Raw genomic sequence first — 22,699 nt, 5'->3', positions numbered from 1 at the left:
GCTTAACCGTCGTTGCTACTAAATAAAAACTGACCAATGAGATCTTCTAATACTAACGCTGATTTTGTGTCTTCTATGTAGTCCCCTTGAGACAAGCTTTCAACACCCTCAATAGCAAAACCTGGTTGAAAACCAACATATTGCTCTCCTAATAAACCCGAGGTAAGTATAGATACCGAACTGGTTTCTGGAAATTGATTGAATTCTGACAAAATACTCATGGTCACTACAGGTGTGAAATCGCTATTGTTAAGGGTGATTTTATCGACCCTACCCACTGTTACCCCACCTACCTTCACAGCTGAACGAACTTTTAAGCCACCAATATTGTCAAATTTTGCGTACAAGATATAGGTATCATCATTGCTCGACATACTTTTATTGGCGACATTCAGTGCTAACATTAAACCTGCTGCTATCGTTATTGCGACAAACACACCTACTAATAATTCCGCTTTCCTGGATTTCATTCCCATTTCCTCTACTCAATTCCGAACATTAATGCGGTTAATATAAAATCTAGCCCAAGTACCGCTAACGAAGAAAACACCACTGTTTCTGTTGTTGCCTTACTTATCCCTTCAGAGGTGGGTATAGAATCGTATCCTTTAAAAGTGGCAATCCAAGTAATCACAAAAGCAAACACTATGCTCTTTATAATCCCGTTCACCACGTCTTTATTCCAATCCACAGTTGACTGCATAATAGACCAATAACTGCCTGAATCTACGCCCAACCAATCAACGCCGACTATATGTCCTCCCAAAATACCAACTGCACTAAAAATGAGAGCTAGCATTGGCATGGATATAATACCCGCCCAAAGACGCGGAGCAATGACTCTGCGCAGTGGATCAACGGCCATCATTTCCAAACTACTTAACTGTTCCGTCGCTTTCATTAAACCTATTTCAGCAGTCAGTGCCGAACCTGCTCGTCCAGCGAACAATAAAGCTGTCACAACTGGGCCTAACTCCCTTAATAAGGATAAGGCGACCATTGGCCCAAGACTTCCTTCAGCGCCATAATCCACTAAAACAGTATAACTTTGCAAAGCCATTACCATGCCAATAAATAGACCAGATACCACTATAATCAGTAGTGACTGCACACCTACTACATGTATTTGCTTAATCGTTAAGGGAAGCATCTTTAAAGGCTGAGGTTTGGCAATAATAGCCCCAAACAACATATAAGCGGCGCGACCAAACATTTCTAAGCGCTCTAAGGTGTGAGCACCCAAATTTATTAACCAATTCATGATTCGTTACCTAAAAAAGCTTGAGCAATGCTACTCGCAGGATAATGAAAAGGCACTGGACCATCTGCTTCACCTTGCAAAAACTGTTGTACCAACGGCGAATCACTATTTTTAATTTGCTCAGGGGTACCACTACCAATAATCCTTTTCTCTGCCAAAATGTAAATATAGTCAGCAATAGTTAATACTTCAGTCACATCATGAGTTACAACCACACTGGTTAATTGTAAAGCGTCATTTAAGGCTTTGATCAACTTTACTAATACCCCCATTGAGATAGGATCTTGCCCTCCAAATGGTTCATCATACATAATCAGCTCTGGATCCAGTGCAATAGCTCTTGCTAATGCAACACGACGCGCCATACCACCAGATAATTCAGCAGGCATTAAATCTGCCGCACCTCTTAAACCTACTGCCTGTAATTTAAGCAAGACCACAGTATGAATAATAGATTCAGATAATTTTGTGTGCTCCCTAAGAGGGAAAGCAATATTGTCGAACACTGTCATATCGGTAAATAAGGCACCACTTTGAAATAACATGCTCATTTGTCTTCGCACTTCATAAAGACGGTTGCGACGCATACCGGGTATAGACTCACCTTTAAATTTAATATCACCTTTGTCAGGCACCAACTGGCCCCCCATCAAGCGCAACATAGTTGTTTTGCCAATACCACTTGGGCCCATAATGGCGGTAGTCTTGCCTTTTTTAATCTGTAGTGAAATATCATCGTATATAATTCGACCACTACGACTAAAGGTCAGATTGTTAATTTCAATCAAATTTTCCATTAAGATAGGAACATTCCAATTTGGTTAATCGAGCTAAGTATAAAAAACAACCCGATATAAAGATGACTATTGTATTAGTTTTCTGCATAAAAGAACAAAAGCAAAAAGTAACAAGGTATATTCGATTTAATACAGCTATTGCTGAATATCAGCTTAACACTAACCATTGATGATAAGATCATTTGGTCTCGCTTGCTGCTTTCTTACCGACTTAAAGCAAATCAGATACATTATACATACTTGCTTTCGTGACTGTTGATGCATATATCGAAATAACAAATAGATACATGTTGACTCTAGACCTATAGAGCAGCAAAAAAGTTGCGAAACTAATTTATATAAACTTCATATGCAAAGCCTTAGCTTTTTGCGACAATTGATTCGACTATTTTTAACCTTTATAAAAACTAGAAGTGAAATTTTGTGATTTTAGAAGCTTGTTATTTCCTGATTTGGCTTATTGTTTTAAGTTGGGGCGCAGATAGATTTGTTTTTGGCGCCTCAGTGTTAGCTAAAAATATAGGCGTATCGCCTATGATTATTGGTCTTACTATAGTCGCCATGGGTTCATCTGCTCCAGAAATAATGGTAGCTGCGACAGCCTCCCTCAATGGCAACACAGATACGGCAGTGGGTAACGCACTCGGTTCAAATATAACTAATATAGCCTTAGTCTTGGGTTTAACCGCATTATTTAAACCGCTATCTATTGCATCAAGTACCCTGAAAAAAGAAATGCCAGTATTATTGCTAGTTACCTTACTCGCGGTATATTTCTTATCTGACTTTTTATTGCTCAAAGTAGAAGGGATCATTTTGATTACTTTATTCTTTGTTGTAATAGGCGGGTTAACTTGGATGTCTTTCCATATGGAAAAAGATGATCTATTACAATCCGAAACAGAAAATGAAATTCCTTCTGGCGTGCCTACCTCCAAAGCAGTGATGTGGTTAGTCGTAGGTTTGATACTTCTGCCTTTGAGTGCCCACTTTATGGTAGATTCTGCCGAAGTGATAGCGCGACACTTCGGTTTAAGTGAATTGGTAATCGGTTTAACTATTATTGCTATTGGCACAAGTTTGCCAGAGCTAGCAGCCTGTATTGCGGGAGTATTAAAAAACGAAGATGATTTAGCTTTGGGTAACATTATCGGTTCTAATATTTTTAACCTGTTAGCAGTACTGGCCATGCCTGGTCTAATAGCACCAGGGTTAATAGATGAAAATGCTGCTTCGCGCGACAGTTATGTGATGTTAGGTTTAACTGGCTTACTCATCATATTTAGCTTTAATTTCAAAAGAAGTAGGCGCATTAACCGAACTGAAGGTTTTTGTCTGATATTATGCTTCTGTGCTTATCAATTTTTGTTATTTAGTTAACCTAGAATCACACTATGATTAAACAATCGGCTTTAAGAGTATTGGAAATTGAGCAAAAGGCTATCGCACAATTAGTTCAGTATATTGATGACGCTTTTGTAGAAGCTTGCCAATTGATTTTACCTTGTAAAGGTAAAGTGATTGTTTGTGGAATGGGTAAATCAGGTCATATCGGCCATAAAATATCGGCCACACTTGCCAGTACGGGCACCCCAGCCTTTTTTATGCATCCGGCCGAAGCCAATCACGGTGATTTGGGGATGCTGACCGAGCAAGACATTTTGTTGGCCATCTCAAATTCAGGCGAAACGGCCGAACTCTTAGCGTTAATCCCTGTGGTGAAACGAATGGGTGTGCCTATTATTGCCATGACAGCAAATTCCCAAAGTACCCTTGGCAAATATGCCGACATTAACCTGTGCATTAAAGTGGAGCAGGAAGCCTGTTCACTTGGCCTTGCTCCTACATCAAGTACAACCGCTACCTTAGTTATGGGTGATGCACTAGCCGTCGCCTTGCTAGATGCACGAGGTTTCACTTCAGAAGATTTTGCCTTATCTCACCCTGGTGGTTCACTAGGTAGAAAGTTGTTGCTTAAACTAGAAGACGTGATGGTTAAAGAAGCATCTTTACCTTTGGTTTCAGGGCAACAAACTTTGCGTGAAGTTTTATTGGTCATTTCACAAAAAGCCTTAGGCATGGCTGGTGTAATAGATGACAATGGCAAGTTATTGGGTATTTTTACAGATGGTGATTTGCGCAGAGTGCTCGACGATAGAATTGATATCCACAAAACTCAAATTTATCAAATTATGACGCCCAATAGTATTACTGCCAAGCCTGAGATGTTGGCCGCCGAAGTGCTCTTGCTTATGCAAAAACATAAAATAAGTTCGCTGTTTGTAACCGACACTAATGGCAAACCTATAGGTGCAATCAATATGCAGTTACTGCTTCAGGCAGGGATAATTTAATGTCTAAGTTAGAGACTATTCACGGCGCCAGTATATGAATCGCGTTACCCTCTGTATTGTGATGTTATTTATTTTAGCCTTAGCCTTGAGTCTGCCAGGCTGGCTTTCTGAGGATGAAATTAAAGTAGACTCACAAACAGAAGAAGCTTGGGTTCCAAATTACCAAGCAACTAAAATGCGCAGTACATTATATGATAAATTCGGTCAGATAAATCATCAGGTATTTGCCCAAAAGATGGAAAATTTTGATTTACTTGGGTTCACATTATTTAAACAACCTAACTATTTATTATATGCACAATCGTTACACCCTTGGAAAGTCGACGCACAGGAAGGCACTTTGTATGAAGATCAACGTATCCAATTTGAGACCAACGTTGAAATTACTAGCCTAGATAAACAAGGCTATATACAAGTTATCCGCACCAATTTTGTCGAAGTGAACTTAGCGGACAAAACCATGTATTCTGATCAACCGGTAGAGATTGTCGGACCAAATTATGTGATAAAAAGTAATGGCTTTACCGCTAGCCTAGAAACCCAAAGATACGAGTTATTAGATCATGTTAAAACCGTTTACCAACCGTCTATACAGCGCTAGTATTTTAGTGGCGTTGTTATTTTCGGCAGATAGTTATGCTGGAAAAGATGATTTTACTAAAAAAATTGAGCTGGCCTCCCTGTACCAAAATGCCGATGGCATAGCCAAAAGAGCGTCTTATCAAGGCAATGTTGTGATTGTGCAAGGTTCATTAAAAGTGAGTGCTGATGAATTGGAAATTGATGCCAGCAAAGGTGAGGGTAATGAAATATTTATCGCCACCGGTAATCCAGCTAAATATTCACAACAGCAAGAAGATGGCAGTATTGTCACTGCACATGCAGATAAGATTGAGTATCATCGACAAACTCGCTCTCTGACATTAGAGGGAAATGCGGAAATAAAACAAAACTCCAGTAGCGTGAAAGGTAAGTCGATCAAATTTAATATGGAACTTGAACAAATCATAGCTCAAGGTAGTGATCAAGAGAGTGGCCGCGTTATTACCACTTTCCAGCCTGTATCAAAGCCCAAAGAACCAAAAACGAAACAACAGGATAAACAACCTTAATGGCCATATTAAAAGCCACACATTTAGCAAAGTCTTACAAATCGAGGCAAGTGGTACGAGATGTCAGTATTGAAGTATCGACAGGCCAAATAGTGGGCTTATTAGGGCCAAATGGCGCCGGTAAAACCACCACATTTTATATGATTGTAGGCTTGGTGCCTCTAGATAAAGGTGACATTTATATTGATCAACAGTCACTAACTCTGCAACCTATGCACGTACGCGCTAGACAAGGAATAGGGTATTTACCTCAAGAAGCGTCGATATTCAGAAAATTAACTGTGTATCAAAATCTGATGGCGATATTACAAACCCGAAAAGAATTATCCAAAGAACAGCGAGAACAACAGGCCGACTCACTATTGGACGAATTTAATATCAACCATATTCGCAATAGTTTAGGTATGAGCTTGTCTGGTGGCGAACGCAGAAGAGTAGAAATTGCGCGAGCTTTGGCAGCGGATCCGGAGTTTATTTTACTAGATGAACCCTTTGCTGGGGTTGATCCTATTTCAGTAAACGACATAAAAAAAATAATTCAACAATTACGGGATAGAGGTCTAGGGGTATTAATTACCGATCACAACGTACGTGAAACTTTAGATGTATGTGAGAAGGCATACATAGTTAGCCATGGCGAGTTAATAGCATCTGGCACCGCAGAAGAAGTTTTAAGTGATCAACGTGTAAGAGATGTATACCTAGGTGAACAATTCAGGCTATAGTTAAGCTCAGGAATAATTCAAAATAATGGGAATTCAGCAGGGCTGTCAAGCAGGCGAACTTCATAAGTATTGAGTTTACATATGATTGAAGTAGGATGACTTCGACAACACAGCTGTAATTTCTAGAATGAAGAGTTTAACTCGGCTGATAACAACAACAGATTAACCATAAGAAGTAGATGAAACCCTCATTACAGTTAAGATTTAGCCAACAACTTACGATGACACCGCAACTGCAACAAGCTATTAAGCTCTTGCAGTTGTCTACTTTGGACTTACAAGCTGAAATTCAAGAAGCCCTAGATTCAAACCCTTTGTTAGAAGTAGACGAGCAAAATGATAGTGGTAGTGGCGAAAAGGCCCTTGAAACTAACCACAGTGCTGATAGCAATGATGCAGCAAACGAACAGGCTGAAGTGAATGTAGATAGTGTCGAGAGCGGCGATGCGCTACAAAACAATGACATCCCAGAAGACTTACCTCTGGACAGTACTTGGGATGAATATCTAAGCGCGTCATCTGCCCCTGCCTCTATGAGCAGCGCAGGCTCAGCAGGCGATGACGATCAAGTATTCCAAGGCGAAACCACTGACAACATTCAAGACCATTTGCTTTGGCAAATGCGTTTAACCCATTTTAGCGACACCGATATTGCAATAGCTATAGCAATCATCGACTCTATCGATGAAGCAGGTTATTTGACGATTAGCATTGAAGAAGTGCTAGCCAGTATGGATGACGAAGAAATTGATCTGGACGAAGTAGCAGTAGTACTGAAACGCATTCAGATGTTTGATCCCATAGGCTCGGGAGCGCGCAGCGCGCAAGAATGTTTACTGATCCAACTAAGACAATTTGCCGCAGATACACCTTGGCTCGAAGAAGCTAAGATGTTAATTACTGATTACTGCGACCTTATTGGTAGTAAGGACTATCGTACGCTTATGCGTAAAACCCGTCTCAAGGAAGAAGAGTTGCGGGAAGCCATGCGTTTATTGCAAACCCTTAACCCTAGACCTGGCACGGCCATAGTCACGGGCGAATCTGAATACGTGATCCCAGACGTATCAGTAGCTAAAAAGAATGGCCGCTGGACAGTAGAACTTAACCCCGATAGTTTGCCTAAACTCAATGTTAATCAGCAATATGCGGCCATGAGTAAAAGTGTTAAGAACTCTTCAGACAGCCAATTTATTCGTTCACATTTACAAGAAGCCAAATGGTTTATTAAAAGTGTCGAAAGTCGCAACGAAACCCTTCTTAAAGTGTCCAACTGTATAGTGCAGCAACAAATGGGATTTTTTGAACACGGCCCCGAAATGATGAGACCTATGGTTTTGAACGATGTGGCTGAAATGGTAGATATGCACGAGTCCACTATTTCTCGAGTCACAACTCAAAAATATATGCATACACCAAGAGGTATTTTTGAGCTGAAGTATTTCTTTTCTAGCCACGTAGCCACTGATGTAGGCGGAGAATGCTCATCAACGGCTATCAGAGCATTAATTAAAAAGTTAGTGGCAGCAGAAAAACCCAGTAAACCTTTAAGTGACAGCAAGATTGCACAATTGTTGGCCGACCAAGGTATTATGGTAGCGCGGCGGACAATAGCAAAATACCGGGAATCACTAATGATCCCACCGTCAAACCAACGTAAAAGCCTACTTTAGGCTTATTGAAGAAGGAATAGGCGATATGCAAATTAACCTTACCGGTCATCATGTAGATATTACAGATTCTTTAAGAGACTACGTCGACAACAAATTTACCAAACTGGAACGACATTTTGATCACATAAATAATGTGCATGTGATCTTAAACGTGGAGAAGCTGAACCAAAAAGCTGAAGCCACTTTACACCTCAGCGGAACAGAGGTGTTTGCTACATCTGAACATTCAGATATGTATGCAGCAATAGATGCTTTAATCGATAAACTTGACCGACAAGTGATTAAGCACAAGGAAAAAATTAAACGACATTAGTCGCATCAACGATTAACCACAATTAGAATCCATAATGGAAATTAAAGATATTTTACACCCTGACTGCACTTTATGTGCAGTTCAGGGAACTAGTAAAAAACGAGTACTTGAACTCATTAGTCAAATTGCCAATCAATATTTAATGGATATTGATCAAGCGACTATTTTGTCTAGTCTGACGTGCAGAGAAAAAATGGGCAGTACTGGCATCGGTAATGGTATTGCGTTACCTCATGGTCGCCTACAAGATCTAGAAAATGTCATGGCAGTTGTGGTTACCAGTGAAAAACCAATCGATTATGACGCAATAGACAATGCACCAGTTGACATTTTTTTTGCTATTTTGGTCCCTGAAAACAAAGCGTCTGAACATTTAGGCACTTTGTCTGCAATTGCCACAAAACTCAATAACAAAGAAACCTTGAGTCGAATGCGCAATGCCAAAACAGATCAAGAGTTATTTGAGGCATTAGGCTAAATGAAACTTATCATTATTAGTGGACGCTCTGGATCAGGTAAATCGATTGTGCTGCGCTCGCTAGAAGATCTTGGCTACTATTGCGTAGACAATATCCCCGTTAACCTTTTACCCACACTGACTCACACTGTAGTGGATGAATACGACCAAGTTGCCGTTAGTATAGATGTACGTAACTTACCTAAAAATCCTAACGAGCTAGTAGAAATCCTCGATTACCTACCCTCGACTTGGGACATGACCATACTTTATTTAGACGCTAGCGATGACGTATTGATTAAACGTTTTAGCGAAACAAGACGGCTACATCCTTTATCCAAGCAAAATAAATCTTTGTCTGATGCCATTCGAGCTGAAAGTGAATTACTGGCTCCCATTGCCGAACGTGCCGATCTATACTTAGATACTGATCAATTGTCAGTCCACCAGCTAGCAGAATTAGTCCGCGAACGTATTCTAGGCAAAAAGAGCTCTAGATTGGTCTTGGTATTCGAATCCTTTGGATTTAAACACGGCATACCCAAAGATGCCGATTACGTATTTGATGGACGCTTTTTACCTAACCCTCATTGGGAACCCGACCTCAAACACCTGACAGGATTGGATGCTCCAGTGCAGATATTTTTAGGCTCACAACCCATAGTCACTAAATTTATTTGGCAGATCCAAAATCTAATTTCTACTTGGCTACCCCATTTAGAGCGCAATAATCGCAGTTACGTAACCGTAGCCATTGGTTGCACAGGCGGTCAACACAGATCAGTTTATGTTGCCGAAACCTTAGCTAAAACCTTTAGCGACTCTCATCCTGACGTACAAATTCGCCACCGCGAGTTAAATCGCTAACAAGAGAGTATTAAACTTATGCCTAGCTTCGAAAAAACAGTCGTTATCGTTAATAAGTTGGGTCTGCATGCACGAGCTGCTACACAATTAGTACAACTGACGAATAAATTTGATGCAGAGATAACCCTACACCAAGGCGACAAACAAGCATCAGCCAACAGTGTATTAGGTCTAATGATGCTCGAAAGTCATCAAGGTAAAGAAGTACGAGTTGTGAGTGAAGGCAAAGATGCACAGGCTGCGCTAGACGCCGTAGAAAAATTAATCGCCACAAAGTTTAATGAAGAGGAATAATCACCACATTATCTTTAATTCAAATATGTAGAAAACCATTTAATTCATACTAAATAAGTTCATCTAAACCATGCCAAATACCTTCGAAGCCAAAAGCAGTAACAACCAACTTCATGACATCAATGAAGCTTTAGGTAGTGGTCAAATAGAGCACGCCAAAGAGATGTTGCATCAGCTGCAACCCGGTGATCTTGCTTTGCTTTTAGAATCGAGTCGTAGCCGCAATCGTTTGGATATATGGCAACTTATACCACCTGATTTGTACAGCGACGTGCTTGAAGAACTTTCAGATGATGTACGTAATGGCATTATCAGAAAAATGCTACCAGATAAGGTCGCCGATGCTCTAGAAGAGATGGACACAGATAACCTAGTGGATACTTTACGTGGCTTACCACAAGAAGTAGCACAAGATTTATTAGCAGCCATGGATGAACAAGACCGTTCACGGGCCGAGCTCGGGTTGTCATACGGTGATGAAACTGCCGGTTTTATCATGAATACAGATGCCATTACCCTTAGACCTGGCATTAATGTAGATGTGATCTTGCGATATTTGCGCCTAAAAGGTGGTATGCCAGAACACACAGATACCTTATATGTCGTCGATCGCAACGATAAGTTAATGGGGGGCGTGGCGCTTACCAGTCTCATAACTGCCGCTCCTGATACGCCAATAGAATCCTTAATTAAAGATTCTGAAGCCATTCCCGCCACTATGATGGATAACGAAGTAGCCAGTTTATTTGAACGATACAATTGGTTGTCGGCTCCAGTAGTGGATGAAAAAAATCAATTGTTAGGGCGGATCACCATTGATGATGTGGTGGATATTATTCGTGAAGATGCAGAGCACTCAATGATGAGTATGGCGGGTTTAGACGATGAAGAAGATACCTTTGCACCAGTCGTCAAAAGTACCCAGCGCCGTTCAATTTGGTTGGGTGTTAACTTACTTACCGCCTTAATGGCAGCTGCAGTTAGTGACTTATTTGAAGCTGCCTTAAGCCAACTGGCTGTATTGGCAATTCTCAATACTATTGTCCCTAGTATGGGTGGTGTAGCAGGTAATCAAACCCTTACCCTGGTTATTCGTGGTATGGCTCTGGGTCATGTTAATTCAGCTAACGCCAGATGGTTAATTAGCAAAGAATTGGCCATTGGTTTTTTAAATGGTGTGATTTGGTCAGTACTAATTGCATCCGTTATTGCAATTTGGAAACAAGATATAATGTTAGGTGCAGTCATTGCTTTTGCTATGATGATCAATATGGTTGCAGCTGGTCTCGCCGGTGCAAGTTTACCCATTATAATGAAAAAATTGAAAATAGACCCTGCGTTGGCGGGTAGCGTGATTTTAACCACTATTACTGATGTGGTTGGTATATTTGCCTTTTTAGGTTCAGCCACTTGGCTGTTAATGTGAATACCTTTCGAACGATTCTATTTACGCTAACTTCTCTCTTTGCTTTTGCGGCCAACTCTGTACTTTGTCGTTTAGCTCTGAGTACCGAGCAAGTTGACCCTGCAAATTTTACTGCCATTCGGTTGTTATCAGCAGCAATCACTTTGGCGCTTATTGTGGCAGTCAAAAATAGCACCAACCTCAGTAAAGTATCCCAATTCGGTAGTCATTCTGGTGCATTCTACTTATTTATTTATGCGGCAGGATTTTCCTATGCCTATGTCTCACTAGGCACCGCAACTGGCGCGCTCATTTTATTCGCTTGTGTGCAATTTACTATGTTGCTTAAAGGCTGGTTAGCCGGCGTCAAAATGACAAGGCAAGAGTATGTAGGCATTATTTTGTCACTTCTTGGGTTTCTTTATTTCATCTATCCTGAACTCGAAAAACCCAGTTTTATAGGCTGCATACTAATGGGTTTGGCAGGGGTAGCTTGGGCTATGTATAGCTTGATAGGAGCACGATCTACCCAACCTCTTTTAGATACGGCAAGTAACTTTATTCGGCTATTACCTATTGTTTTAATCACCTTAGTTTGGAGCTACTTTACCACTGATCTTCAGATGAGTTTACAAGGCTGGCTCTACACTATAGGCTCAGGAGCATTAGCCTCAGGAGTAGGTTACGCGGTTTGGTATGTAGTGCTACCCCACCTAAAACCTAGCATCGCAGCGGTCAGTCAATTGTCAGTGCCAATTTGGGCAGCATTAGGCGGTGTACTGCTAGTCGCAGAGCCTATTGATTTACACCTCGCTCTATCTGCCAGTGTGATACTAGGTGGAATAATGTTAGTGATTTTGGCTAAAAATAAACGCTAATTAGCATAGGTATTACATAGCGTCAGACACAATGATGTGGAGAGCTAAACCAATGCATAGCATTTAATCAGCGAAAAGCCTCTTGAGAATAAAAAAGACCGGATAAAATTGTAAATTATCTAAAATAACTTTGTAAGAAAAGTGCTGATAGTTTATCGTTCTAGTTTAATTGAGTGAAAATTAAAACATGACGATTGATTATATCAAACTTGATAATCACGTTTTTTAAGGAGGGACTATCGTGAATGTGCGATCATCATACTTGATAGTATTCTTTCTGACCTTTAGTGCCAGTATTCTTACTATTTATACTGCAAACGCCTGGGGCTTTGATATGTTTTCCTTTTTTACTAAAGACAAAGTTGCGCCTACTGTAGTGCATGCTTCCTTGGACGCTAAATTAACAAAATTGCCTAGCTACCCCGCAAATACTTATCTTCCAGAAGGGCATAACCAAAACTGTATCAAAGCAAAAATACAGGGAACTGCACCTCTAGTTCTCACTATAGAAGATGGTTATATAGAACCTTCTCAATCCGCTTTTGTATGGAACTCTGCTTCCCCTATTGCACTTATCAACAATCAAGCCAATGCACGCTTTGATGTATGGGAACTCGAGTCGATAAACTCACTGAAGCCAGTAAAAAAGGTGTCCACTAATGAGCTTAGCTCTCGCTCTAAAAATTGGATACATTACAGCGTAGTTGATGTTGCCTGTTTACCAGAACAGCAATTACTAGTCGCAGTAAATTATTATGATCCACGCTCAAAAATAGCGCTGTATTTATATGACACAGCGAACCAAAGTTTCAGTCTTTTCTCTGAAGCAGATACAAATGCACAAAATCTTGATAAATACTTTGATCAGAAAAGCTTAAATAGCGGCGAATCAGTCATAATTTATTACAGTGAGACAAAGCGAAAATCAGCGGAGATTTATCACAATTATTATAACAATATAGTACTGTTCTCAGATAAACATCCTCAAGGCATCGAAATCCTCAAACTTGGTATTGACGACGGTAATGTCGAAGATTGGCAGGTCATTGATAAAAAGCTACTTTTACACACAATTGATAATCGCGATCATAAAGATCCAAAATCATATATATGGTCTTTAGATCTGTCGAAGGTACTGACCAATTAACAGTACCTTATAAATTCATTATTAATAGCTCAAACGGAGTTTGAAATGCCGATAGCAAATACCCTTACCCCAAAAGAAGCAGCTCATATTGCGACTAATAGCTACTTCACACTAAAAGATTGGATCAATAACGAGCCATCAGCTGGAGTGGAATCTAGATCAAATATACAAAATAGAGTGATTGGTTCTGGGACTGTGGGCACTGGTGGCCATGCAAATACGTCATTACAATCAACTGGAATGGCATCTTCACAATTAGGTAATGTCCATTCAGCTACAACTGGGTTTGGCACAAGTTCGGGCTTTGGTTATACCTTAACCTACCAAGCCGAAGGAAAAAAACACGTTATTATTGCTAGCCGTGGCACCCGTCCTGAGATGAGTGGTGTACCAGACATTATCACTGATTTGCGTGCGTCTGCGACTCCCTTTGGTAGTTTTGGCTCGGTACACAAAGGCTTTAAACGAACATTTGATAGTATACAAACTAGTCTCAAAAGAGATACTAGTCTTATAGCTGATGCAGATGTAGTGCACTGCGTAGGTCATAGTTTAGGTGGTGGGGTCGCCACCTTAATTGCAGCCGATATTGCTGCATCTCGGAAAAATGTGAAACTTTATACCTTTGGCAGTCCAAGAGTTGGGTGTTTGAATACCTATTCTTCCATTGAACAGGCTATTGGTGTAGATAACATTTACCGCGTAAGCCATGATCTTGACCCTATTACCTTGATTGCACCTTATCCTTATATTCATGTGCAGCCGAAACCAAATGATCCTAACAACATGACAATGTTATCCCCAACGGGAAAATTATTGAGCACAGCAAATCATGATATGCGTGAGTATATCAACTCTGTAGGCTTACTAAGTTGGGACCAAATACGTTTAGCCTCAAATTCAGTCGAACATGATAACGCACTTATTTCCCGTTGGTTATTGCATGATACTAACGATGCTGGATGGGTCGCGTATGCATCAGCAAAAACACTCTCCATATTGTTCAAACTATTCAGTCATGTTCTGAAAAGTATCAGCTCAGTTTTAATATTAGGATTAACTGCCGTTGACTTATTGGCTGAAATTTTAATGAAAGGACTGAACAGGTTAAAATTACTAGGGCAAAACATCTACACACTACTCAAACATGCTGCGGTTTGGGCTGGTATTAAGGCTGTAGAAGGAGCAGATTTTACAGCTGGAATTATTAAAATGATTTTATCAAAAATGTTGTCCGCGCTTCGAAGTTTAGCCGCAAATTCACTAGCCTTTATTAGCCGAAATATTACACCATTAAGCATTGGTCTAGGTACTGCTTGGGCTTTGTCTGCAGCTTCTACTTTGTAACAATTGGACTTTAAAACTTAAAAAATGATAACTAGACAAGCTTTTCACTATATTTATGTCAATGCGAATTGCCTAACTGAGTTGGCACTTCGCAATTTATCCTCAGATTTAGATTCTTTAATCGATAACCTTGAACCTATTGAGAACGCTGACCTAACTCTAGAATTTGAACTTGAAACTAATTTAGAAGACCTAAATTTTGATGCGATGGAAGGTTTAGAATTTTATGATCCTGAAATGGATACTAATATTACTGAACCCGTATCACCTCCTCCTCTAAAAGATGTTGCAAGTGAACTCCATACGAATACACCTGAACAAGAAGGTGATTTTGACATTGATACTTATATGAGCAACGTTTATTCACTTGAAGAACAGTTAATCGAACGTATCGATTCTGCGTACAATAAAATTGAACATCTGCAAATTAAAAAACTACTGGATCTATTACCATCCGAACTCCCTGCTATAGACGGTAAACTTAGTGGCGAGGAGATGAGCTTGTGGTTAGCCCAATACTCAAATGATGATGGATCCATCACAGACTTACTGGTAACCATAAGGCAACTCGATTTTACTTAACCTGCACTCGAGTTAAAACCTATCACTTCTTCAGTTATATAACCTATTTGTTATTTACATAGCCAATAACAAATAGGTTACGCCCAAAACTAACATTTGAGAGGCAGCATTAAGCTAGCTTAATCATCTATATCTTGTTGGCTCAACCAATTAATTAATTTTTGCAGATCTTGATTAGCAGCCTGATTTAGCTGCTCAACCCAATCGTGCACATTTTGCCACCAAGCTGGATGATCACCTTGTTGGATTTCATTGGCAATTTTTTGCACTCTGGCTAGACCTACTGAACCAGCAGCTCCCTTGATTTTATGGGCTTGGGAGCAAACCTCGTCTTTTTCATCAGCACTTAAACTAATCTGCAAAATTTCCAAATATTCAGGTATTTTTTCCTGAAATACTTTAACACTAGTACGCACCATTTCGTGGCCTATAGTATCCACTAACATTTGCAAAAGTTCTAAGTCGAGAATAGTGTTCAGATGGTCTTTTTTAGGCTCGGGAGCAGGTTGGTGTGGTTCACTAGGTTGTTCACAAAACAGTTTATTGAACACCTCAATAATACGACTCTTTTTAACCGGCTTAGCAATAACGTCATCCATACCATTATCGAGGTATTCCTGACGTGTTTTAATCACATTGGCGGTCAAGGCCACAATACTAGTTTGCTCTACCAAAGATTCGTCATGTAGCACATTCGCAACTTCAAATCCGTTCATATCAGGTAATTGAATATCCAATAGGATCAAATCATATTGTTTATCTCGTGCCATAGTAATGGCTTCATTACCTGTCATGGCTACGTCAACATGCTGCCCAAGTTTTTCCAACAGAGCTTTGGCTACCATCACGTTTAACTCAATATCTTCAACAAGCAATATCTGCAAACCTGTGACTTTGAGCGTTTCAACTTGAATTGGCTTTTTGCTAATTTCAAGAGGCAGGTCAACTGTAAAACAGGTGCCTTCGCCCACCACACTGCTGACACTAATAGTACCATTCATCAACGACACCATTTGTTGGCAGATTGCGAGGCCGATACCCGTACCGGTAGCGCTTTGATGTTCAGGTAAGTTAACTTGGTAATACATCGCAAATACTTTATCTAACTCTTGCGGAGGTATGCCAACGCCTGTATCACATACTTTAAATGTGACCATGCTAGTTTCAGCATCGATCGCTTTTGCTTTGACTTCTAACGAAACAACACCTTTTTGGGTGAACTTAACGGCATTAAACAGCAAATTCCATAAAATTTGTCTTAATCTTGTGCCATCGACTTCGACCAAAGCGGGCATAGGATCCTCAACATGCGCAGCAAAAGTCAGCTCTTTATCATCAGCTAATAATTCAATAATACTGCCAAGTTCTTGGGTAAAATCTTTTATCGATACAGTTTTCAGAGACAATTCGAGCCTGTCTCTATCTAGCCTGTCTAAGTCAATAATGTCGTTAAATATATTGCCTAGAGTAATACCACTGGCGTAAATGGTACTGACCCAAGCAAACTGCTCGCTCGTCAGGTTGGTATCACGCAACATTCTGCTTAAGCCAACAATGCCATTTAGTGGTGTTCGCAACTCATGACTGATCGTGGCGATAAAAGCTGTTTTATCTTTGCTGGCTTTATTAACCGCGTTCTCTGCCTGCTTACGTTCAGTGGTATCACGGCCAAAAGCAAGTACTCCAAGGCGAGTGCCATCTGCGCTATAGAATGGAACCTTACGCATTTCAAAATAGCGGCGGCGGCCATCAGCAAAGCGCAACCATAGGTCCTCGGTAACACTAACGTCGTTTTCGAGTACTTCATGATCACTAGCAACCACTTGACTGGCCAGTTCTTCGTCGTACACTTGGTGGGGAGTTAAACCAATCAACTCTTGTTCGGTTTTACCTGTCATTTGTTCAGCCACACGGTTACAGCCGGCAAACCGCCCCTCTTGATTGCGGTAGTAGATCAAGTCTGGAGATGCATCAATAATAGATCTCAGTAGAGTAGATAACTGTGACGCTTGTTTTTCTTTCTCAGATTTCTCAGTGATTTCACGCTCTAGATCGGTAAATACACTTTCTCGCTCTAGCTGAGCGTTTTTTCGCTGCTCAATTTCATGATTAAGCTGTTTAATATTATTTTGTAAAGTGTGATTGAGTAACTCGTCCTCTTCTCGGAGTTTTTCTAACTGAGTAACAGCGTATTCAAGACTCTCTCTGGAGCGTTCCAATTGTTTGACTAGTTCGCTAAAAAACCACAATACCCAAGGGGCACTGAGTAAAGTTAAAATGGAAGCACTAATAAAGTCTTCAGTATGAGCATTATCACTGATGATGCCCCTTAGAAAGTAGGTGCCAGCGAAGGTAAATATCAAAGTCACAATAACAAACAATATACTGGACTTTACCGCACCGAAGCGATTGATTAACTGAGCAATGCGCATCGCCCATGGCTCAACTGAGGTTTTTTTCGTCATAATACGGAGGTCTCAAACATCTGTGGTTTTAGCCAATTCGCGACATGCTAGCAAGAATATTCCGAGGATCAAAACTTAACAAAGTATTAAAGTGTATAACTCAACTCCAAAAAGACTATTTATGCACTTTTATTAGATATTAATTCAATGACAGTTATGCCATCAAAAGAAATGAAAGCCTTTTTTTAACCTTTTAATAACAAATGGCATGGTTTTTTAGCTTTTTTTTATAGCTTATAACCAAGCCACAACAATCCGCTATACCATTGAAATAAAAGAATTTTTAACGTTAATTAGCATGCATGTTATGAAAAATACAAAATACACTATATAAGAGAATTGATTTATAAAATAATCCTCGGTATTTTGTACGACCTGCTTAGTATAAATATTCGATACTCGACTGGTATCTCCAATAATAATTACGACCGGAAAATAAGCATCAGGGCATGACGCCACCTCAGGTTCATACACGTATCTTAGATGTATGATTAGCACTAACAACATACAACACCCTGCCCAGTCGAAGGTTGAAGGAGTTTGCATAAATGAGTTTATATCATCCTAACGATTCAAAGGATAACTGTGGCTTTGGCCTAATTGCCCACACTAAAGGCGAGCCAAGTCATCAATTAGTCAGTACCGCAATTGAGGGTCTTGACCGTATGCAACATCGTGGCGGTATCGCCGCAGATGGAAAAACGGGCGATGGCTGTGGCCTACTTTTACAGAAACCCGACGCGTTTTTTCGTGGGGTAGCTGAACAGGAAAACTGGAAGCTGAGTAAAATGTACGCTGTAGGTGTCATTTTCCTTAACCAAGATCAAGCTTTAGCTGACTTTGCCAAACAGGTCATCACTGAAGAATTAGAAAAAGAAACTCTGGGCTTAGTTGGCTGGAGGGTAGTACCGACAGATCAATCAGTACTGGGTGATCTGGCAGCTTCCTGTGTACCGCAAATCGAACAAGTATTTGTCAATGGTCCATCTGGATGGCGCTCTCAGGACTTAGAGCGTCGCTTATTTATGGCGCGCAGACGTGCAGAAAAACGTTTAGCTGATGATGAAGAGTTTTATATTGCTAGTTTATCCAGCTTAGTCACAGTGTATAAAGGCCTAGTGATGGCCGGTGACTTGCCGAAATTTTACTTAGATTTAGCCGATAAAAATATGAAATCGGCTATCTGTGTATTCCACCAACGCTTTTCAACCAATACCTTGCCGCGCTGGCCACTGGCTCAGCCATTTAGATTTTTGGCACACAATGGTGAAATTAATACAATCCGTGGTAACCGTGATTGGGCACAAGCCCGAACCGGCAAGTTCAAAACACCTTTGTTACCTGATTTGGCCGATGCTGCACCTTTTGTTAATGAGGTCGGTTCTGACTCGTCATCGTTAGATAACATGCTTGAGTTATTCTTAGCAGGCGGCATGGATTTGTTCCGCGCTATGCGTTTGTTAGTGCCACCCGCTTACCAAAATAACAAAACCATGGATGAAGACTTAAAAGCATTTTATGAATTCAACTCCATGCATATGGAACCTTGGGATGGCCCAGCAGGTATTGTATTGACCAATGGCCGCCACGCAGCCTGTAATCTTGATCGCAATGGCCTTCGTCCTGCACGTTATGTCATAACCAAAGATGGCTTAATTACCTTAGCATCAGAAGTGGGTATTTGGGATTACAAGCAAGAAGATGTGCTTGAGAAAGGCCGTGTCGCGCCAGGTGAAATGTTGGCTATAGATACCGAAACGGGTAAATTATGGCGTTCAAATGAAATAGATGATGATCTAAAAGGCCGTCATCCATATAAAGAATGGCTCGATAAAAGTATTCGCCGCTTAACACCTATCGAAGAATGTGATGCACCTGAAATCGGCAGACGAATGTTTGACGACGACATGATGAATACATACTTCAAGCAGTTTAATTACAGTTATGAAGAGCTTGAACAAGTTGTTAAAGTCTTGGCTAAAGATGGCCAAGAAGCCACAGGCTCTATGGGTGATGACACACCTATGGCGGTTCTTTCAGGAAGAAATCGTACAATTTACGATTATTTCCGTCAACAGTTTGCTCAAGTTACTAATCCACCAATTGATCCCCTACGTGAAAATCACGTGATGTCATTGGCTACCTGTATTGGCCGTGAAAAATCGGTATTCACAGAAACGTCAGGTTATGCTGACCGTGTACTGTTTGATTCACCGATTATGATGTATACCGATCTTAAGCAATTACGTACTTACGATCCTGAACATTATTATGCGGAGTTTGTTGACCTTAATTACCCTCCAGAAGAAGGGCTTAAGACGGCAATAAATCGGATCTGTAACGAAGTGGAGCACTTAGTTTCACATAAACGTGCCGCTTTTGTAATCTTGTCTGATCGCGCAATTAAAGCGACACGAATCCCAATTCCAGCAGCTATGGCTGTAGGTGCAGTTCAAAGACGATTAGTTGAAAAAGGCTTACGTTGTGATGCAAATATAGTGGTTGAGACGGCTTCGGTTAGAGATCCTCATCACTATGCAGTATTGCTTGGCCTGGGCGCTACCGCAATTTATCCTTTCCTTGCTTATGAAATTATTGAACAAATGTGTGAGTCTGGAAATTTAGACATGACACCTCTGCAAGCCGTTATTAATTACCGTAAGGGTATAAATAAAGGTCTGTATAAAATCATGTCGAAAATGGGCATATCAACCATTGCCAGCTACCGCAGCTCAAAATTATTTGAAGCCATTGGTATCAACAGTTCGGTGATGGATATCTGTTTTAAAGGTGTGCCAAGCCGTATTCAAGGTGCTGATTTTGAAGATTTTCAGCAAGACCAAATTAATTTAAACCGTGTTGCTTGGCTAAAACGTAAAAAAATAGACCATGGTGGATTATTAAAATATGTGCATGGCGGCGAATACCATTCGTACAACCCAGACGTTGTAACAACGCTGCAGAAAGCCGTTGTAAGTGGTAACTATCAGGATTATCAAAAGTTTAGCGATTTGGTAAATGAACGCCCTATAGCTTGTTTACGAGATTTGTTAGAACTGAATCCAGAAGCAGAAGCCATTTCTATCGATGAGGTAGAACCTGCGGAAAATTTATTCCCGCGTTTTGACACTGCAGCTATGTCCATTGGCGCGTTAAGTCCTGAAGCACACGAAGCCTTAGCAATAGCCATGAATCGTTTAGGTGGTAATTCTAACTCGGGTGAAGGTGGCGAAGATCCTAAACGTTTTGGTAATGAGCGTAACTCGAATATAAAACAAATCGCCTCCGGTCGTTTTGGGGTTACTCCTCACTATTTAGTGAATGCCAAAATTCTACAAATAAAAGTCGCTCAGGGTGCTAAACCCGGAGAGGGCGGTCAATTACCCGGCGATAAAGTGAACAAATATATTGCTGAATTACGTCATTCAGTGCCTGGTGTCACCTTAATATCGCCACCTCCTCATCATGATATTTATTCAATTGAGGATTTGGCCCAGCTGATTTTTGATTTAAAACAAGTTAATCCTACCGCACTTATTTCAGTGAAATTAGTGTCAGAGCCAGGAGTAGGCACAATTGCTTGTGGTGTGGCGAAAGCCTATGCCGACTTAATTACTATATCTGGTTATGATGGCGGCACAGGCGCTAGCCCATTAACGTCAGTTAAGTACGCCGGCAGCCCTTGGGAGTTAGGTCTTGCCGAAACACAGCAAGCCCTAGTGAGCAATGGTTTACGCCATAAAGTACGAGTACAAACCGACGGCGGCTTAAAAACTGGCTTAGACGTCATCAAAGGCGCCATTTTAGGTGCTGAAAGTTTTGGTTTTGGTACTGGCCCTATGGTGGCTTTAGGTTGTAAATACTTGCGTATTTGTCACTTGAATAACTGTGCAACAGGCATAGCTACGCAAGACGAAAACTTGCGTGATAATTATTTCATTGGTTTGCCAGACATGGTGATGAACTACTTTAAATTTATTGCTCAAGAAGTCCGTGAAATTATGGCTTCCATAGGTGTGCGTAAGTTAGATGATCTGATAGGCCGTACTGATTTATTAAAAGTATTAAACGGCGTAACGGCTAAACAAAACAAGTTAGACCTCAGCCCTATTTTGGCTAAACCGGAAGCAGGCGATCACACTAAGTTATTCTGCAGTGAAGGGGCTAATGCGCCAATGGATAAGGGTGACTTGAATCAGTTATTACTAACAGATTTAACGTCAGCCGTACTAAACAAAAGTGGCGGGGTATTCCATTATCCGATCCGTAATACTGACCGTTCTGTAGGCGCTATTATCTCTGGTTTAATTGCCCAACATCATGGCAATAAAGGCATGGACGAACACCCCATTAAACTGAACTTCACTGGTACTGCCGGTCAGAGTTTTGGTGTTTGGAATGCTGGCGGTTTAGAGATGACCTTAGTCGGCGACGCTAACGATTACGTAGGTAAAGGTATGGCTGACGGTAAGTTAGTTATTCACCCACCCCGAGGCGTAAGCTTTAAGTCAAATGAAAGCGTGATTGCCGGTAACACCTGCCTATATGGCGCAACAGGCGGGAAATTATTTGCAGCTGGACTTGCTGGTGAACGTTTCGCGGTACGTAACTCTGGCGCCATAGCTGTAGTTGAAGGCATAGGTGACAACGGTTGTGAATATATGACTGGTGGTATTGTTGCCGTGCTTGGACGCACAGGTGTTAACTTCGGCGCAGGTATGACAGGTGGTTTTGCTTATATTTTAGATGAAAAAAATGATATCGAGCAGCGTGTAAATGGTGAGCTGGTAGAACTCATGACTATTGAAGATAAAGTGATTTTGATGGAGCACCTACGTGGACTAATCAATCAGCATTATGAAGAAACAGGCAGTGAACATGCACACGATATCTTAAGCAATTTTGCTGAGTATTTGCCGAAATTCAGACTGGTTAAACCAAAAACCAGTGACGTTAAAAATTTACTCGGTCACATAAGTCGGTCTACTGCCGAACTACGTGTTCAAGTGCAATAAGGGGGTA

Annotated in this window: 20 protein-coding genes; 16 read left to right on the top strand and 4 right to left on the bottom strand. The window is 40.8% G+C overall.

The annotated features are described in order from the left end of the window. Nucleotides 1-2 precede the first annotated feature (2 nt). From mlaD to GARC_RS17565, 3 genes are read right to left on the bottom strand one after another with little or no spacing between them, the layout of a single operon-like run. Entirely contained in the window at nucleotides 3-470 is a 468-nt protein-coding gene (gene mlaD / locus GARC_RS17575; RefSeq protein ID WP_007622668.1) for an outer membrane lipid asymmetry maintenance protein MlaD, read from the bottom strand. Between the two features lie 11 nt (nucleotides 471-481). After that, nucleotides 482-1,261 carry a lipid asymmetry maintenance ABC transporter permease subunit MlaE gene (gene mlaE, locus GARC_RS17570; RefSeq protein ID WP_007622667.1) on the bottom strand — a complete coding sequence of 260 codons (780 nt, stop codon included), beginning with the start codon at nucleotides 1,259-1,261 and terminating at the stop codon, nucleotides 482-484. Further along, nucleotides 1,258-2,058, bottom strand: a complete 801-nt coding sequence (locus GARC_RS17565; protein WP_007622666.1) for an ATP-binding cassette domain-containing protein — start codon at nucleotides 2,056-2,058, stop codon at nucleotides 1,258-1,260. The genes mlaE and GARC_RS17565 overlap by 4 nt, the downstream gene beginning before the upstream one ends. A gap of 423 nt (nucleotides 2,059-2,481) precedes the next feature. On the opposite strand from GARC_RS17565, the gene GARC_RS17560 reads away from it, so the two are divergent. The 15 genes from GARC_RS17560 to GARC_RS17490 all read left to right on the top strand — a co-directional run bounded on the left by GARC_RS17560 (nucleotide 2,482) and on the right by GARC_RS17490 (nucleotide 15,212). Continuing rightward, nucleotides 2,482-3,438, top strand: coding sequence for a calcium/sodium antiporter (locus GARC_RS17560; protein WP_039989964.1), 957 nt, complete (start codon nucleotides 2,482-2,484; stop codon nucleotides 3,436-3,438). A gap of 14 nt (nucleotides 3,439-3,452) precedes the next feature. After that, nucleotides 3,453-4,412 (top strand): KpsF/GutQ family sugar-phosphate isomerase, encoded by a 960-nt coding sequence (locus GARC_RS17555; protein WP_007622662.1) that lies wholly within the window; start codon nucleotides 3,453-3,455, stop codon nucleotides 4,410-4,412. Nucleotides 4,413-4,446: 34 nt separating this feature from the next. Then, nucleotides 4,447-5,013, top strand: coding sequence for an LPS export ABC transporter periplasmic protein LptC (gene lptC, locus GARC_RS17550; RefSeq protein WP_007622659.1), 567 nt, complete (start codon nucleotides 4,447-4,449; stop codon nucleotides 5,011-5,013). Further along, nucleotides 4,976-5,524, top strand: a complete 549-nt coding sequence (gene lptA / locus GARC_RS17545) for a lipopolysaccharide transport periplasmic protein LptA (RefSeq protein WP_007622657.1) — start codon at nucleotides 4,976-4,978, stop codon at nucleotides 5,522-5,524. Before lptC ends, lptA begins: the two co-directional genes overlap by 38 nt. Next, nucleotides 5,524-6,249: an LPS export ABC transporter ATP-binding protein gene (gene lptB, locus GARC_RS17540; protein ID WP_007622655.1), complete on the top strand. Its 726-nt coding sequence runs from the start codon at nucleotides 5,524-5,526 to the stop codon at nucleotides 6,247-6,249. The genes lptA and lptB overlap by 1 nt, the downstream gene beginning before the upstream one ends. Before the next feature lie 179 nt (nucleotides 6,250-6,428). Beyond that, nucleotides 6,429-7,922 carry an RNA polymerase factor sigma-54 gene (locus GARC_RS17535; RefSeq protein ID WP_007622653.1) on the top strand — a complete coding sequence of 498 codons (1,494 nt, stop codon included), beginning with the start codon at nucleotides 6,429-6,431 and terminating at the stop codon, nucleotides 7,920-7,922. A 25-nt stretch (nucleotides 7,923-7,947) separates the two neighbouring features. Then, nucleotides 7,948-8,235: a ribosome hibernation promoting factor gene (gene hpf / locus GARC_RS17530; RefSeq protein WP_007622650.1), complete on the top strand. Its 288-nt coding sequence runs from the start codon at nucleotides 7,948-7,950 to the stop codon at nucleotides 8,233-8,235. 34 nt (nucleotides 8,236-8,269) lie between these two features. After that, entirely contained in the window at nucleotides 8,270-8,713 is a 444-nt protein-coding gene (ptsN, locus tag GARC_RS17525; protein WP_007622648.1) for a PTS IIA-like nitrogen regulatory protein PtsN, read from the top strand. Next, complete coding sequence (gene rapZ / locus GARC_RS17520) at nucleotides 8,714-9,559, top strand: RNase adapter RapZ (protein WP_007622647.1); 846 nt, start codon at nucleotides 8,714-8,716, stop codon at nucleotides 9,557-9,559. Nucleotides 9,560-9,577: 18 nt separating this feature from the next. Continuing rightward, complete coding sequence (locus GARC_RS17515; RefSeq protein ID WP_007622645.1) at nucleotides 9,578-9,853, top strand: HPr family phosphocarrier protein; 276 nt, start codon at nucleotides 9,578-9,580, stop codon at nucleotides 9,851-9,853. A gap of 70 nt (nucleotides 9,854-9,923) precedes the next feature. Beyond that, nucleotides 9,924-11,279 (top strand): magnesium transporter, encoded by a 1,356-nt coding sequence (mgtE, locus tag GARC_RS17510; protein WP_007622642.1) that lies wholly within the window; start codon nucleotides 9,924-9,926, stop codon nucleotides 11,277-11,279. Continuing rightward, nucleotides 11,276-12,136: a DMT family transporter gene (locus GARC_RS17505; protein WP_007622641.1), complete on the top strand. Its 861-nt coding sequence runs from the start codon at nucleotides 11,276-11,278 to the stop codon at nucleotides 12,134-12,136. Before mgtE ends, GARC_RS17505 begins: the two co-directional genes overlap by 4 nt. A gap of 241 nt (nucleotides 12,137-12,377) precedes the next feature. Continuing rightward, nucleotides 12,378-13,283 carry a hypothetical protein gene (locus GARC_RS17500; RefSeq protein ID WP_007622640.1) on the top strand — a complete coding sequence of 302 codons (906 nt, stop codon included), beginning with the start codon at nucleotides 12,378-12,380 and terminating at the stop codon, nucleotides 13,281-13,283. Between the two features lie 45 nt (nucleotides 13,284-13,328). Next, complete coding sequence (locus tag GARC_RS17495; protein ID WP_007622639.1) at nucleotides 13,329-14,630, top strand: lipase family protein; 1,302 nt, start codon at nucleotides 13,329-13,331, stop codon at nucleotides 14,628-14,630. 24 nt (nucleotides 14,631-14,654) lie between these two features. Beyond that, nucleotides 14,655-15,212: a hypothetical protein gene (locus GARC_RS17490; RefSeq protein ID WP_007622638.1), complete on the top strand. Its 558-nt coding sequence runs from the start codon at nucleotides 14,655-14,657 to the stop codon at nucleotides 15,210-15,212. 119 nt (nucleotides 15,213-15,331) lie between these two features. Here the strand turns inward: GARC_RS17490 and arcB are convergent, their stop codons facing one another. Continuing rightward, nucleotides 15,332-17,677 (bottom strand): aerobic respiration two-component sensor histidine kinase ArcB, encoded by a 2,346-nt coding sequence (arcB, locus tag GARC_RS17485; RefSeq protein WP_007622637.1) that lies wholly within the window; start codon nucleotides 17,675-17,677, stop codon nucleotides 15,332-15,334. A 548-nt stretch (nucleotides 17,678-18,225) separates the two neighbouring features. Between arcB and gltB the strand changes: the two genes are divergently transcribed. Then, on the top strand, nucleotides 18,226-22,692 hold the full coding sequence (gene gltB / locus GARC_RS17480) for a glutamate synthase large subunit (protein ID WP_007622629.1): 4,467 nt from the start codon (nucleotides 18,226-18,228) through the stop codon (nucleotides 22,690-22,692). Nucleotides 22,693-22,699: the final 7 nt, after the last annotated feature.

Origin of the sequence: Paraglaciecola arctica BSs20135 (assembly GCF_000314995.1) — a bacterium.
Lineage (GTDB): Bacteria > Pseudomonadota > Gammaproteobacteria > Enterobacterales > Alteromonadaceae > Paraglaciecola > Paraglaciecola arctica.
This window is presented reverse-complemented; position numbering and strand designations above follow the sequence as displayed.